The sequence below is a fragment of the Marinobacterium zhoushanense genome (assembly GCF_014641945.1).
In the GTDB taxonomy this organism is placed as follows: domain Bacteria; phylum Pseudomonadota; class Gammaproteobacteria; order Pseudomonadales; family Balneatricaceae; genus Marinobacterium_D; species Marinobacterium_D zhoushanense.
In genome coordinates this window covers 22,544-37,740 of sequence record NZ_BMIJ01000003.1, presented here as the reverse complement: position 1 = coordinate 37,740, position 15,197 = coordinate 22,544, and the positions used below count along the sequence as shown (strand labels likewise).

The following is a 15,197-nucleotide window of genomic DNA, read 5'->3' as shown; positions in this document are numbered from 1 at the left end:
ACCTAAGGCTATGACAGAGAATAATGCTCAGCTGAATAAACAGATAGAAGATCTCCTGGTTCAAAAGAACCTGCGTGGGATGAAAGATGTGCAGCCAGCACTGTCCAGCGGTTACTATGCTCGCGCAGCCCGCCACTTGGAAAGCTGCAAGGGCGTCGTGCTGATCGGCACCGGCTTCCCGGTCGTCGACACCTTTGAAACCGACGGCCCGGTCGGGGCGATCGCGCTCTATCAGACCCTGAAATATCTGGGCGCGGAACCGATCATCGTCTGCGGCAAGCCGATCTCCACCATGCTCGCACCAGACTACAAGGTTCACGAAATCCAGGTCGGCGAGCACGACACCCGCGAGCTGGAAGCACTCGAGGCGCTCGCCCGTTACCGCCCCGAGGTCGTACTCTCCATTGAGCGACCGGGCCAGGCCGCAGATGGCGGTTACTACAATATGCGCGGCGAGAGCATCAGCGCCCGCACCGCCTGTTTCGATACTTTCGTCAAAGCCGCGAACTGCCCCACCATCGGCATAGGCGATGGCGGCAACGAGATCGGCATGGGTAATATCGTCGAAGCGATCAGCAAGCTGAACATCGTGCCCAGTGCTACCCGTGTCGACGAACTGCTGATCGCCGATGTATCCAACTGGGGCGCCTACGGTATCATCGCCCTGCTCGGCTACTGGAAAGGCGAAGACCTGCTGGAACGCATCGACCCGCAGGCGATCCTGCGCTACCTGTCGGAGCGCGGCAGCGTCGACGGCGTCACCCGCCTCAACGAGCTGACCGAAGACGGGCTGCCGTCGAGCGAGGGCGAAGCGATCATCGCTGAACTGAGACGGCTGACAGGATTCATCGACTGAGCCAAATGCGGCTGGAGGCAGGCTAACCGTGCGCCTACGCAACCTTTACACCTTTTTGACCGTAGCCCGCCTAGGCAGCTTTCATGCGGCAGCGTCGCAGCTGCACGCCTCCCAGCCGGCCATATCCGCAAGAATCAGCGCACTGGAGGATGAACTCAACGTCCAACTCTTCGCGCGTGATAAACGCGGAACCCAACTCACGCCCCGGGGAGTCCAGCTTCTTCCCTATGCAGAGAAGTTGATCGCGATCAGCCGGGAGATGAAGGCTCAGCTAGCCGATGATGCACCAGAACGCGGTACCGTACGCATCGGCATCGTCGATACGCTCACTCACCTTTGGCTCTCCCGGCTCCTGACTTGCTGGCATACGGAGCATCCACTCATCGCGTTCGAGCTGATCAGTGACGTCACCTCATCGCTGATGGCTCAGCTCAAAGCGGCAGACCTTGACCTGGTGCTGATGGTGGCGGATGAGCAACCGATGCCGGCGTTTGTCAGCGAACCCCTGTGCAGCTACCCGCAATGCTGGGTGGCAAGCCCGAATCTGGCGGGCGCATCGAATATCGGCAATATTCATGACCTGACTGAACAGGCGATACTCTCCTTCCCTCGCGGCAGCCGCCCCTGGCGTTACCTGACCAATCTGTTCGAATCAATGGGCGATTCCGCGCCCGTGATTCACACCTGCAGCTCTGTCGCCAGTCTGCTGACCCTTGTAAAACAGGGCGTTGGTATCGCCTTTTTACCCGAACCCCTGGTTGCGGCAGAGATAGCAGCGGGACAACTGTTCTCCATTGAAAGCCTACCCAAGGCTCCTGCGCTAAACTTCTGTTGTGCTTGGCGCCTTGATGACGATCGTATACTGCCAAGGCTGCTGGCCGAGACAGCGCGGAACATGATTGACGCCCCAATTTCAACAGAACAATCGATTATTTTTACACAGTAAATCAGTTTAATTTACGAGTATTTTGCTATATTTGTAAAAATATCTTTTTCTTTTATAGCGTATTGAAATAGATAAACACTTTTATAAAACTCGTAGCATAACCCTGGTTCAGGAACCTTGGCGCCCATTGCACCGGTGCCGACTGTGTTCGAGTTTAGAGAGGTCAGATCGATGAGTATCGCTTATTTGAACGGCGCTTTCCTTCCGCTGGAAGCAGCCCGCATTTCGCCGCTGGACCGCGGCTTCCTGTTTGGCGACGGAATATACGAGGTCATACCCTACTACAACCGTAAACCTGTCGGTTTCGCACCCCACATGCAGCGCATGATCAACGGCCTGGCGGCACTGGAGATCAAGTGCAACAAGAGCGTCGAGGAGTGGCGCGATCTGCTCGACACTCTGATCAGCCAAAACGAAGGCGACAACTTCGGTGTGTACGTGCACGTATCGCGCGGGGCCGACACCAAGCGCTTCCACGCTTATCCGGACAATGTCGAGCCGACCATCTTTGCCTTTGCCTTCAGCATCAAAGAGCCGGAGCCGGTCGACCGTGCCAAGGTACACCCATACACGGTTTCCAGCACTCAGGATCTGCGCTGGAAGCGCTGCAACATCAAGTCCACTGCACTGCTCGGTAACGTCATGCATTTCCAGCAGGGCTATGCCGCAGGCAACAACGAAATCCTGCTGTACAACGAAAGGAACGAACTGACCGAAGGCAGCTCCTGCAACGCCTTCATCGTGAAGGATGGTGTGGTGGTTACACCGATCGAAGACAACCAGATCCTGCCGGGTATCACGCGCCGCATCATCATCGACAGCCTCAAGGCCGACGGCTCCATCAAGGTCGAAGAGCGCACCGTGACCATGGACGAAGTGCGCAGCGCAGATGAGATCTGGATCACCAGCTCATCCAAGGAGATCGCACCGGTGGTCAAGCTGGACGGCAACCCCGTTGGCAATGGCGAGGTCGGCCCCGTCTGGGAAGCCGCATTCCGGATCTACACCGAACGCAAGTTCGATTTCTGATCGGCAGGCCTAAAGCAATGAAAAAGGGCGCCGCACGGCGCCCTTTTTCATTATTCAAAACCGATCTCGCGTTAGCCGCAGCTCTCAAGTGTCGCGACCAGATCCTTGAACGCATTGCGATTGGATTCGTTCAGATCGATCAGTACCCGATGAGCACCAATGATGCGAGCACGCACCTGATCCTCCGACTCGAGCACAAACGGCACCTGTTCCAGATCCGATTCGCTGGTCGGCATAGTGTCGAGCAGCAGGAATACCTGATCGAACCCCATGGAGTACAGGATACGGGTGATATCGGGATTGGTTGAAACCAGTGCCGGGCGGGGCAAGCCCTTCTCTTCGGCCTTGATCGCAAGTTTGGCAATCAAGCCGAGCGACGTACTGTCGATTGTCGTGGTTTCGGTCAGATCGATTAGCGTATCGCGGATCTCGCTACGACCGAGTACCGCCTCCAAGTGAAGATCGATGGTCGAACAGAGCGTCAGACGCACCTCCCCCACGAACTTCAATACGTAATGCCCTTCGCGACAAGCGTAAAAAATAGCGCCCTCGCTCATGGTTTAACTCGTGATACTGTCATGATCGCTACATCATCCGGATTCATGCGCCCGGCCGGAATAATACTGTCAGAAATTGACTGAGGCGATAGATTTTTGCTCATACACGCACGGAGTAGTGTATTTTCTTTCTCTTCCAAAGTCCCGCCCTCAGCCACTTCTAGAATGCCGTCAGAGAACAGGGTAATCGAATACTCGGGTTGTAATGCAATACGCCTTTCATCGAATACCGGCTGCTCAAAAAGGCCTATCGGCATGCCACGACCTTCCAGAAAAGCCACCTCCCCGCCTTGCGCCAGGATCGGCATCGGGTGGTGTCCACCCACAGCATAGGTCAGCGTTGAATCCCGCGCATCGATCAGGCCGATAAACATGGTCAAATGCTTGCCCAGCCCGGTCAGCAACAGCTCTCGATTCACCCGGTGTAGCGTCGCCATCGGAGACTGGATATCGAAACTGGAACCGCGGTTATAGTTTCGCACCAGCCTGTAGGTCATATTTTTCAGCAGCACGGTCACCAGTGCGGATGAAGCGCCATGCCCGGAAACATCGGCAAGATAGAAGATCGTTTGGTACTCGTTGATGGCGATGGAGTCGACAAAATCGCCACTTAGCAGCAAACTCGGCTGCAACACGTATTCAAAGATAATCTGATTCAGCTCGCGAACCGGTGGCGGCAGGAGCTTTTGTTGTAACTGCTGCGCCGCATGCTGATCGGCCTTAAGCTCGTCAAGGCTGCGTTCCAGGCTTTCGCGCAGAAAACGCGCCTCCTCAATCATCCTGACGCGGCTCAGCTGTCGCTCGATGGAGCTGATAAACAGCTGCGGGTGCTGATTCAGCTCACCCAGCGAGAAAACATCATCGGCGCCGTTACGCAGCGCCACCACCATCTCTTCAGCCGTACCTTCCGACAGCAGTACCACGGTCGGCATGGGGCTGATACTGGCGGCGATCTGATTTAGATACGCAATATCGCCGATGGAGCTGCGATCCACGATCACCAGCGAAATGGCTCGGTGCTCCAGCAGTCGATCAACATCATCGGCGCCGTGAGCAACGATAATGCGCAAATGCGTATTCTGGCACTGCTCGCACAGATCGAATACCAAATCGATTACAGCGGTTGAGGCCGATACCATCAGTATCGCCTGCTCTCGATGACCCATTAATCAGTCGCTCGATTTAGCTGACATAGTGGATTTCAAGGTATCGGCTCAGCCCGTGCCTTGCAACCTGATATCAGAAGTCGTTGTCGTACTTGACCTGAACTTCACCATCGTTGACCAGATACTCCCGACGCTGCAGATAGGCGTCTCGTACAAACAGGTACTTGTCGCCGGATATCATCTGCTCCGCTCGAAGCAGATTTGCGCGAACGTCGATCATTCTCAGTCCATACAGCGAGTTCCGCGTCGGCACATGGTCCACATCGCCCACCGGATCCAGCGCAATGTCCGGAATCAGGCCTATGCCGTCACGTACGGAACTCGGCCCGAACAACGGCAGCACCAGATAGGGTCCCGAACCCAGACCCCAGCGTCCCAACGTCTGGCCGAAATCTTCGTGTTTCTCCTCAAGCCCAATCGGCGTGGCAACATCGATAAACCCGGCCAAACCGAAGGTGGAGTTGAACACTACACGCGACGCGCTGGTCAATGCGTCATTAATCTTACCCTGCAGAAGATTATTCACAGCTGAACGGATATCACCGAGGTTACTAAAAAAATTACTGACCCCACGTTCGGCAATATCCGGCATAACATAGCGATAGCCCTGTGCTAGCGGCTTCAGGGCAAAGCGGTCCACCTGCTCGTTAAAGGTGAACACCGCACGATTAAGACCCTGCCATGGATCTTTCTGCTCAGTTGTTTCAGCGTTGACAGGTGCCGCCAGCAGTAAAGCCATCACTGTGCATACGGTTCCCTGACGCAGCGTTTTGACCAGCATTACAATTCCTTTTTTTACGAAAATCGAATTCTGCGCATTCTACCTCTGTTGCACCTGCTATAAAAAGGCAAAGAGACATTTTTTATCCGCGAATGTTCCCCCGTGCATACAGTTAGATATGCCCTATGCTTCCCTTTTCCATGAGGCGCACTAGACTCAAATCAGACTCTTTAATAAGGATTTCATCCACTTGGTGGATGAGCTGCCACTCCAGGAGACGCTATGGCCCGGGTACTGATCGTGGATGATGAGCCCAACATACTGCTGTCGCTCGAATTTTTGATGCAGCAGGCAGGGCTGGAGGTGGATACCGCCGAGACGGGAGAAAGCGCGCTAGCCAAGATCGACGCTAACCCTCCCGACCTGCTGCTGCTCGACATAAGCCTCCCCGGAATCAGCGGCTTCGATGTATTGGAACGCCTGCGCGAGCAGCCCGCCACCCGGCAGCTACCTGTGGTAATGCTTACCGCCCATGGCCGTGAAGTGGAAAAGGAGAAAGGGATCGCACTGGGTGCCAACGACTACATTACCAAGCCCTTCTCAACCCAGGAGCTGGTCGCCCGCATAGAAGCCCTGTTGGGTAACAACAACCGGCTGGAGTAATCTCATGCCACCTCGTCAGCACCTACTTGGGCTTTGGCTGCTGCTGACCGGCGTTCTGCTGTTTTCCGGAGTTGGGGTGTTGCTCTGGCTGGACTCCGCACTCAAGCTCGCTGCCGCACAGCGCACGACAATATGGTTGCTGTGTTTGCTGCCTGGTGTGCTGGCACTGGTCATCGGCATGCTGCTGGAGAAACGCCTGTTTCGCCCCCTAAGACAGTTCCAGGTACTGCTTGCCCGTCTCGTTGCGGCCCCCGATGCCCAGTCCGACTTTCCCCTTGATGGCTGGCTGTCGCCCCTGCAACCTGATCTGGACCAGATACGCGAAGGCTGGCGTGGCGATCGCGAGCGCACACGCATCGCCCACGATGAAGGCGCCGCGCACGCCGCCTATATCCAGCAGGAGCTCGAAGGCCTGCTGCAGATATTGGATCTGCCGCTGTTGATCTGCGATGAACACCAGCGTCTGTTGCTGTTTAACCCGGCGGCACGCACGCTGTTCCACGATCAGCCCGCGCTAGGGCTGGGGCGGCAAGTCAGCCAACTGCTGCCACACACCAGCCTGTCCGAAGCATTGCACCATTTGCCGACGGACGGCACTCCGCGTCAACTTCTGCTACCGGGCGACACCCGTTGGCTCAGATGCGAGCTGCGGAGGCTTGACGCTCGACATGGTGGTGCCCTGATCGTTTTGCATGACACAACCCATGAACTGGAAGCAGGACAGCGCTGGCGCCGGGCCCTGGCCGAGCTCTTACCGCGACTGCGTGGCCATACCGGCTCGATGCACAGCGCAGTCGAGGCGCTTCTGCAGGCAGAAGACAACGTGGAGCTCAAGCACCGACTGGTTCAGGCGATCAGCGAAGAGAGTAGAAACTTGGCACAGAGGGTCGGCGAGCTGACCCGGTTGGTAGAGTCTCAGCAACTGAGTCAGTCAGCACTGGAGGACACCTGGTCCAACGATCTGTTCCAAGCGCTGCAGGAACGCCTGGCGACGCAGTCGATCAAGCTCACCGCCATCGGGATTCCGGTGTGGATTCGCGTCGATGGCCCTGCGCTATTGGCGATGTTGGAACTGCTGATCCTGCGTCTGTCCGCATCACTCAACACACACAGTCTGGACGTGGAGGTGCTGCTGGGTAACCACCGGGTGTACCTTGACCTTATCTGGGCCGGCTCCCCCGTGAGCGAACAGCTGCTGAACCAGTGGCGAACACTGCCGCTGTTCGACGACGCGCTCTCCCCCAAGGTCTCGGATGTGCTTAACCAGCACGACGCCGACCTCTGGTCGCTTATGCGCAAACCGGAGGCGCGCGCCTGCCTGCGCCTGCCGGTGCCATCCTCGTTGCGCGGCTCGGCACCAAGATCGACAGACGCTGAACTGGAGCGGCCCGAATTCCATGATTTCAGCATTGCCGACCTTCCGCCTCCAGATACCGTCCAGGCCGGCACCCCGCTCACCCAGCTCGAGATGATCGTATTTGATACCGAAACCACGGGACTGAACCTGCGCGGTGGCGACCGTATCATCAGCATCGCCGCGTGCCGAATCATCAATGGCCGCCTGCTGGCCCAGGATAGCTTCGATCAGCTGGTCAATCCTCAGCGAGACATTCCAGCCACCAGCACCAGCATCCACGGCTTGCGCAACGAGGATGTCGCGAACGCGCCACCGATCGATATTGTCCTGCCGAGATTTAACCAATATGTGGGCTCCGGAGTCCTGGTGGCGCACAATGCTGCCTTCGACCTGCTCGCGGTGCGTATGGCCGGAGACGAATGCGGTTTGACGTTCGACATGCCGGTGCTGGATACCCTGCTGCTCTCACGCGCTCTGGACCCAACGTTTGAAGGCCACGGACTGGATGCACTGGCCGAGCGATTTCAGCTCATCTTCCCCCCCGGCACCCGGCATACCGCTCTCGGTGATGCCCGGGTAACCGCAGAGTTGCTGCTTGCCCTTTTGCCCAGGCTGCGGGCTCGGGGGGTGAATACTCTCGAGGACGCTCTGGCACTGCAACTCAGGGTAGAACTGGAGAACAAAAGATGAAAACACCGGAACAGGGCCGCCTCCTCGCCCTGAGCCTGCTTGGGCTAGTGCTGTTCTCACCGCCATTACTGCTGCTGTTCGACCAACCTGGCATCGCCAACTTCTCAACCCTGTCCGGGATCATTTTCCTGATCTGGGCACTGTTGATCCTCTGCGCCGCACTGATACTGGAGCGTCACCATGAGGAGTAGCGCAATCGTCCTGATTGTCGCGTTCAGCTACCTGGCGCTGCTGTTCGTAATAGCGGCCTGGGGCGACCGACGCGCGGAGCAGCGTCGCTCCCTGGTCAACTCACCGACAATCTATTCGTTATCCATCGCCGTATACTGCACCGCCTGGACCTTCTACGGCAGCGTCGGTCGAGCCGCCACCACCGGACCCAGTTTCCTGCTGATCTACCTGGGCCCGACACTGGCAATGCTGTGCGGCTGGATGCTGATCCGCAAGATGATCCGCATCGCCCGGGCGCAACGCATCACCTCGATCGCCGACTTCATCAGTGCACGCTACGGCAAGAGCGGCGCTATCGGGGCACTGGTGGCATTGATCGCGATCATTGCGATCATGCCCTACATCGCCCTGCAGCTTAAGGCGATCACGGTCAGCTATGCCATCCTTACCCAGTACCCGGATCAGAGCCAACCTCAGCTCTCGCTCAGCGGTTTTCTGCAGGACAAGGCGTTCTGGGTCGCACTGGTACTATCGGTATTTATCATCCTGTTCGGCACCCGGCATCTGGACGCCAGTGAGCGGCACGAAGGGATGGTGACGGCGATCGCCTTCGAGTCGATCGTCAAGCTCTGCGCGTTTCTGGCGGTGGGCGCTTTCGCCACCTTTATCCTGTACGACGGCCCCATGGACCTGGTCACCCAGGCGGCCCTGCTGATACCCGACATCAGTCACAGATTCGGTCTGGACCAGGTACCAGGCGGCGCGCTGGGCTGGTTTGGCACGCTGATCCTGGCGCTGCTCGCGTTCATCACCCTGCCCCGGCAGTTTCAGGTACTGGTGGTAGAGAATGTCAACGAGCAGCATCTGCGACGCGCCAGCTGGTTGTTCCCGCTCTATCTGCTGCTGATCAACCTGTTCGTGATCCCCATCGCCCTGGCCGGGCTGATGGGCGGAACCTCGACTGGAGAACCCGACAACTTCGTGCTGACACTGCCCCTGGCCGCAGGGCTCGACTGGCTGCCGCTGCTGGTGTTCATCGGCGGCCTGTCAGCTGCCACCAGTATGATGATCGTCGAGACCATTGCGCTGTCGACCATGGTCAGCAACCAGCTGGTGATGCCGCTGCTGATCCGTCTGCCCAGCCTGCATCTGGACAAACGCCACGACCTGTCGGGCTGGCTGCTCGGCATCCGCCGTATCGCGATCATTCTGATTCTGATCCTAGGCTACCTCTATCACGCACTGATTGGTGAGGCCTACAGCCTGGTAACCATTGGCCTGGTATCCTTCGCCGCTGCCGCCCAGTTCGCGCCGTCACTGCTGCTCGGCCTTTACTGGAAGGGCGCCTGCCGCTCGGGCGCCGCAGCGGGCATGATTGCGGGCATTCTGGTCTGGGGCTGGACCCTGTTGATCCCGGGCTTCGCGTTGTCCGGCTGGCTGGATACCGGATTTATCGATAAGGGTCCGTTCGATCTGGGCTGGCTACGCCCCTATGCACTGTTCGGGCTGGAGGGCTGGGACATCTACACCCACGCTCTGTTCTGGAGTCTGCTGCTCAATCTGGGCTTACTGGTCGGTTTATCCCTATTCAGCCGGCAGAGCGGCCTGGAGCAGACCCAGGCGGCGCTGTTCACCAACGCGCTCAGACCGGAAGCGGCACAAGCCGCTATCTGGCAGGGCCATGCCAGTCGTTATGAGCTGTTCATGCTGCTCAGTCGCTACCTGGGTGACGGCGCCAGCATCCGTTTGCTCGGGCACACGCGGCCGAAGCAGGACGATGACAGCCCGGCCACGCCGGAGATGATCGCCGCCGCCGAACATGGCCTGACCGGGGCATTGGGCAGCGCTACGGCACGCATCCTGATCAACTCGGTGGTACGCGGCGAAGCGCTGGAGATGTCGTCTATTCTGAGCATTCTCGACACCACCTCCCAGGCGCTGGAATACAATCGCCGGCTGGAGCAGAAGTCGTCCGAGCTTGCACGCATCGGCGAGGAGCTGCGCAGCGCCAATGAGCGACTGCGCGAGCTGGACCGTCTCAAGGACGAGTTCGTCGCCATGGTCAGTCACGAGCTGCGCACGCCGCTCACCTCGATTCGTGCTTTTGCTGAAATACTGCGCGACACGGGACAGATTCCGGACGAGAAGCGCGCCCATTTCATCGACATAATCGTCCGCGAGAGCGAGCGCCTCTCCCGCCTGATCGAGGAGATTCTGGATATGGCGCGACTTGAGTCGGGACGGATGACGCTTAAGCCAACCCGTTGCAACTTCAACGAGGTGATACACCACTCGGTGGAAGCGGTTACCCGGCTCAATGAAGAGCGCGGCGTTGAGCTGGAACTTAAACTGCCGGCGCAGCCTTGTTGGATAGTGGCCGACCCGGATCGCTTGCAGCAGGTACTGATCAATTTACTGGGCAACGCCAACAAGTTTGCCGCCCATGATCAGCCACGCGTTTTGCTGACACTGACCCCCTACAAGCGCTCCTATAGACTTGCGGTCGAGGACAATGGCCCCGGTATCGCCGAAGCGGAACGGGAAAGGGTGTTCGAGAAGTTTCACCAGATCGAACAGGCACGGGAGCAACAGCACCGCACCCCGGCCAGCCACCCTCGCGGCACCGGGCTCGGCCTGCCGATCAGCCGCGGCATCATCAACCATCTGGGCGGCAGGCTCTGGGCCGATCGCGGTGAGCAGTGGGGAGGTGCCTGTTTCATACTGGAGCTGCCGCAGGCGCCCGAACAGGTCCAGCGCGAAGCCGTCGAAAGCCAAGCCGGTTAACAACAAGCCAGTTAACAGGAGGTTTCATAGACTGTGCTGCGCCTGCCGCTGCAGCTGACGAACCTGTTTCAGGTCCTGCTGCAGCTCACGCAGCTGCGGGTCGCTCAGCTGGCGTAGATCGATCCAGTTATCCGGCTGGCCGCCCTGCCGCCAGTTGTTCATCTGGGCATCCAGCAACAGACGCATCAGATGCTCTGCCGCCTGACACAGGCCCCGCCCCTGACCGGGCGACAGTATAGCGGCCTGTTCCAACCAGATCGCGCGCGCCCGTGTTCCCACCTCGCGACAGCCGTTGAGCAGCGCCAGCAGGCGTAGCGCACCGGTCAACGGTAACAAGCCCTGGCGTTTCAGATTGACTGCATCAGGGTGTGGCGCGTCGCGGCCATCTCCGTGCAGGCGGTCAAAGCGATCCAGCGCCACCGGGGACTCATCGATCAACTCGGCCATCTCGTGTAGAAACAGACCAGCCGAGGGCACCTGTTCCAGAATCGAGTCACGCAGTTGGTCGGCCAGGGCTTCATCACCGAACACCGGCGCAAAATCGAACAGGATATTGCACTGCTGGACGACCTTTACCCGCCGCGTCGCCATCCACAACTGCATCTGCTCCTGCCAGGCATGGATCGGCTTGCGCCAGAGTGGCATCGACGCCATGACGTGGCCTTTGCAGAAAGGTATCCCGGCCTCGTCGAGCAGCGCGGTAAACTGGCTGGCCAGGGTTCTGAACCAACTGTCGATCTCGTTATGGCGCTCATCCGGGTAGCTCTCGAGCACCAGCGCATTGTCCTGATCCGGGTGCAACAGGCTCTCATGACGTCCACTCGAGCCCATCGCCAGCACACAGAAATCCACCGGCGGCGCGCCCCAGCCGGCAGCGCGCATCCTTTCTATCGCACGCTCGATGGCGACCCGATAGAGCAGATCATTGTGGTCGCTGATCAGTTCCGAAATGAGCCAGGCAGGCAGCTCAAGTTGCTGCAGCGCTTCAACCAGTCGCGGCTGCCAGGCCTTCGCTTGTGCCAGGCTGGTATCGGGTCCGAGCTGCTCCAGCGCCCGTTCCAGCGGCGAGAGCAGATGGGGCGGCAGCTGTAGCGCCAGGCCGCGTTGAGCACCAAATAGATTGCGCCAGACCGACCGCACCCGGACCTCCCTGCTTTTTTACTCTCAGCATAGAGGGCGTTCGGGCTTTTACCAGTCAACCGCCTGTACATCGCCGCTCCTGCGCATCCATGCGCCCGCGGCATGACTGTCATGGATGACAGGAATCCTGTCGTTGCAGGAGCAAACGACAGGGAGCGTACCTCCTGTACATAAACGAAACACCCCGGCCAAGGCCGGGGTGTTTAGAGTGTAGCTTCCGGGCGCTATCAGGCGCTCAGTTCGAGCAGCAGCTTGTTGAGACGGCCGATGTAAGCGGCAGGATCGTCAAGCTGCCCGCCGGCAGCCAGTTCCGCCTGGTCAAACAGTACCAGCGCCAGATCCTTGAAGCGGTCTTCGTCCGGCTCCTTGTCCAGCTTGGCGATCAGCGGATGCTCCGGGTTGTACTCAAAGATCGGTTTCACCTCCGGCACAGCCTGACCCGCCGCTTCCATGATCTTGCGCATCTGGGCACCCATATCGTAATCGCCGACGACCAGACAGGCCGGGGAGTCGGTCAGACGATGGGTAACCCGCGCCTCCTTGATCCGTTCGCCCAGCGCACCGGTCAGACGCTCGGTGAGGCCCTCCATCTGCTTGGCGACCTCCTCCTGCTGTTTCTTCTCCTCTTCGGACTCTACCTCGCCCAGGTTCAGCTCACCTTTGCTGACATCCTGGAACGACTTGCCGTCGAAGTCGAACAGCTGACTCATCATCCACTCGTCGATCCGATCGGACAGCAGCAGAACCTCGATACCCTTCTTGCGGAATATCTCCAGGTGCGGGCTGCTCTTGGCAGCGTTGTAGGAGTCGGCGACCACGTAGTAGATCTTCTCCTGCCCTTCCTTCATGCGGCTGATGTAGTCGTCCAGACCCACTGTCTGCTCTGCATTGTCGTTATGGGTAGACGCGAAGCGCAGCAGCTTGAGCACCTTCTCGCGGTTGGCGTAGTCCTCCGCCGGCCCCTCTTTCAGTACCTGACCGAACTCTTTCCAGAACGCGTTGTACTTCTCTGGCTCGTTCTTCGCCAGTTTCGCCAGCATATCCAGCGCACGCTTGGTCAGCGCGGTGCGCAGCTTGTCCACGTTGGGATCCTTCTGCAGGATCTCGCGGGATACGTTCAGCGACAGGTTCTTGGAGTCGACCACACCCTTGATGAAACGCAGGTAGAGCGGCAGGAACTCGTCCGCCTGATCCATGATGAATACACGCTGGATGTACAGCTTCAAGCCCTTCGGCGCATCGCGGTTCCACAGATCAAACGGCGCGCGCTCCGGCAGGTAGAGCAGGCTGGTGTACTCCAGGTTACCTTCAACCTGGTTGTGCGCCCAGGCCAGCGGTTCGGCGAAGTCGTGGGAGACGTGCTTGTAGAACTCTTTGTACTCTTCGTCGGTCAACTCGCTCTTGCTGCGTGACCAGAGGGCGGTAGCGGAGTTGACGGTTTCCAGTTCAGGCGCCTTGTCCGCCTTCTTCTCCTCACCCTCCTCCTCGTCAGACGGCATCTCCTGCTTCTCCATCAGCACGGGGATGGCGATATGGTCGGAGTACTTGCGTACCAGAGTACGCAGGCGGAACGCGTTGGCGAACTCCTCGTCCCCCTCTTTCAGGCTCAGCACGATACGGGTACCACGCTGCGGCAGCTCAACGTTTTCGATGCTGAACTCACCTTCGCCCGCGGATGACCAGTGCACACCCTCGCTGGCATCGAGGCCGGCACGACGGGTGTAGACATCTACCTGCTTGGCGACGATGAAGGCGGAATAGAAGCCAACGCCGAACTGGCCGATCAGCTGGCTGTCCTTGGCCTGATCGCCGGTGAGGCTGGAGAAGAAACTGGCGGTGCCGGATTTGGCGATGGTGCCCAGATGATCGACCACATCCTGACGGCTCATGCCGATGCCGTTATCGATGATGGAAACGGTCTTGGCCTCTTCGTCGAACTCGACGCGGATCTTCAGATCGCCGTCGTTTTCGTACAGGTCCGCATTGGACAGCGCCTCGAAGCGCAGCTTCTCCGACGCATCTGACGCGTTCGAGATCAGCTCGCGCAGGAAGATCTCCTTATTGGAGTAGAGAGAGTGAATCATCAGCTTCAGCAGCTGCTTCACTTCCGTCTGAAAACCAAGGGTCTCTTTCTGTGTTTCGGTGCTCATAGCTCGTTTACCCAACTCCGCTTAGGTTTATTGTCCCAAGCAAAGATGGGGTCAACGAACGCCATTTCAAGGATAGAGGCCAGGTTTTATATCTCGGTGCTCATCAGCAGCGTCTTCAGCGTCGGTGACGTGAACTCACGCTGGTATAGCACATAGACGATGCCCGCCGACATCGCCATGAACAGCCAGGGGTTGATCAACCAGGCCAGCACCGCCAGGCTGAAGTAGTAGGTACGCAGCCCTACGTTGGAGTTGTTCGCCGCGATGGAGCTCATCTTGGCAATGCGGGCTGCATGCGCCTGCAGGTGTTTTTCGTCCAGGTCATCGGCTGGTCCTGGCGCGGATCCGACCATCACCGACACGAAACCATACTGGCGCAGGCTCCAGGTGAACTTGAAAAAGGCGTAGATGAACAGTGTCAGCAGTACCAGCAGCTTGAGTTCCCACTCCAGCGGCGTGGCCGGACGCACCAGCGGCAGGTGTTCCACCAGCGTAATCGCCCGTTCGGTGTAGCTGAGCAGGGTCATCAGACCGGCCAGTACCAGAATCGTGGTCGACGCGAAGAAGGAGACGCTGCGCTCCAGGTTGGCGATGGCGGCGGTATCGGCCATGCGCATATCCCGATCCAGCATCCGTCGCATCCACTCGGTCCGATACAGGTGCATGATGCTCGACAGGCAGGCCGTGGTGCGCGCCTTGCGTTCGGCATAAAGCATGTAGCCCTTGAAGCAGATCAGGAACCAGATCAGCGCAACAAGGTTAAGCCAGTTTTGGGTCAGGAAATTCAGGAATTCAGGCATCGGTCCATCGCATTCAGGAGAAACGGGATCCAGCTTAGCCTGACTGTCTGCGATTGTCTGCTGTCGATGACCAAGGGGCGATGGCGAAAAAGAAAATACCCGCACATCGGCGGGTATTTTAGTGGTTGCTCGTACTCTTTTTACTCTATTCCATTCCGCTGCTGCGG

The 15,197-nt window shown here is 58.5% G+C and carries 13 protein-coding genes; 7 read left to right on the top strand and 6 right to left on the bottom strand.

Annotated elements, in window-relative coordinates; all coding sequences use genetic code 11:
• Positions 1–10 precede the first annotated feature (10 nt).
• The 3 genes from IEX40_RS07220 to IEX40_RS07210 all read left to right on the top strand — a co-directional run bounded on the left by IEX40_RS07220 (position 11) and on the right by IEX40_RS07210 (position 2,831).
• Entirely contained in the window at positions 11–856 is an 846-nt protein-coding gene (locus IEX40_RS07220; protein ID WP_188746794.1) for a DUF4392 domain-containing protein, read from the top strand.
• A 28-nt stretch (positions 857–884) separates the two neighbouring features.
• A complete protein-coding gene (locus IEX40_RS07215) occupies positions 885–1,802 on the top strand; it encodes a LysR family transcriptional regulator (RefSeq protein WP_188746779.1) in 918 nt (305 codons plus the stop codon).
• A 171-nt stretch (positions 1,803–1,973) separates the two neighbouring features.
• On the top strand, positions 1,974–2,831 hold the full coding sequence (locus IEX40_RS07210) for an aminotransferase class IV (RefSeq protein ID WP_188746777.1): 858 nt from the start codon (positions 1,974–1,976) through the stop codon (positions 2,829–2,831).
• 71 nt (positions 2,832–2,902) lie between these two features.
• Here IEX40_RS07210 and IEX40_RS07205 read toward each other — a convergent pair whose 3' ends face one another.
• The 3 genes from IEX40_RS07205 to IEX40_RS07195 form a co-directional block, all read right to left on the bottom strand.
• On the bottom strand, positions 2,903–3,388 hold the full coding sequence (locus IEX40_RS07205; protein ID WP_188746775.1) for an STAS domain-containing protein: 486 nt from the start codon (positions 3,386–3,388) through the stop codon (positions 2,903–2,905).
• On the bottom strand, positions 3,385–4,554 hold the full coding sequence (locus IEX40_RS07200) for a PP2C family protein-serine/threonine phosphatase (RefSeq protein ID WP_188746773.1): 1,170 nt from the start codon (positions 4,552–4,554) through the stop codon (positions 3,385–3,387). Before IEX40_RS07200 ends, IEX40_RS07205 begins: the two co-directional genes overlap by 4 nt.
• Positions 4,555–4,627: 73 nt before the next feature.
• Positions 4,628–5,335 (bottom strand): MlaA family lipoprotein, encoded by a 708-nt coding sequence (locus tag IEX40_RS07195; protein WP_188746771.1) that lies wholly within the window; start codon positions 5,333–5,335, stop codon positions 4,628–4,630.
• 222 nt (positions 5,336–5,557) lie between these two features.
• Here IEX40_RS07195 and IEX40_RS07190 point away from each other — a divergent pair, with 222 nt between their 5' ends.
• The 4 genes from IEX40_RS07190 to IEX40_RS07175 are packed head-to-tail and all read left to right on the top strand — an operon-like array spanning position 5,558 to position 10,940.
• Positions 5,558–5,938: a response regulator transcription factor gene (locus IEX40_RS07190; RefSeq protein WP_188746769.1), complete on the top strand. Its 381-nt coding sequence runs from the start codon at positions 5,558–5,560 to the stop codon at positions 5,936–5,938.
• A 4-nt stretch (positions 5,939–5,942) separates the two neighbouring features.
• Positions 5,943–7,985, top strand: a complete 2,043-nt coding sequence (locus IEX40_RS07185) for a 3'-5' exonuclease (protein ID WP_188746767.1) — start codon at positions 5,943–5,945, stop codon at positions 7,983–7,985.
• Positions 7,982–8,176, top strand: coding sequence for a hypothetical protein (locus IEX40_RS07180; protein ID WP_188746765.1), 195 nt, complete (start codon positions 7,982–7,984; stop codon positions 8,174–8,176). The genes IEX40_RS07185 and IEX40_RS07180 overlap by 4 nt, the downstream gene beginning before the upstream one ends.
• Complete coding sequence (locus tag IEX40_RS07175) at positions 8,166–10,940, top strand: ATP-binding protein (protein WP_188746764.1); 2,775 nt, start codon at positions 8,166–8,168, stop codon at positions 10,938–10,940. The genes IEX40_RS07180 and IEX40_RS07175 overlap by 11 nt, the downstream gene beginning before the upstream one ends.
• A 24-nt stretch (positions 10,941–10,964) precedes the next feature.
• On the opposite strand, the gene IEX40_RS07170 is transcribed toward IEX40_RS07175, so the two are convergent.
• The 3 genes from IEX40_RS07170 to IEX40_RS07160 form a co-directional block, all read right to left on the bottom strand.
• The gene (locus IEX40_RS07170; RefSeq protein ID WP_188746762.1) at positions 10,965–12,080 is read right to left on the bottom strand and encodes a DUF294 nucleotidyltransferase-like domain-containing protein; all 1,116 of its coding nucleotides are present in this window, start codon (positions 12,078–12,080) and stop codon (positions 10,965–10,967) included.
• Positions 12,081–12,307: 227 nt separating this feature from the next.
• Positions 12,308–14,230 carry a molecular chaperone HtpG gene (htpG, locus tag IEX40_RS07165; protein ID WP_188746760.1) on the bottom strand — a complete coding sequence of 641 codons (1,923 nt, stop codon included), beginning with the start codon at positions 14,228–14,230 and terminating at the stop codon, positions 12,308–12,310.
• Between the two features lie 86 nt (positions 14,231–14,316).
• Positions 14,317–15,030 (bottom strand): DUF599 domain-containing protein, encoded by a 714-nt coding sequence (locus tag IEX40_RS07160; RefSeq protein WP_188746758.1) that lies wholly within the window; start codon positions 15,028–15,030, stop codon positions 14,317–14,319.
• Between the last annotated feature and the right edge of the window lie 167 nt (positions 15,031–15,197).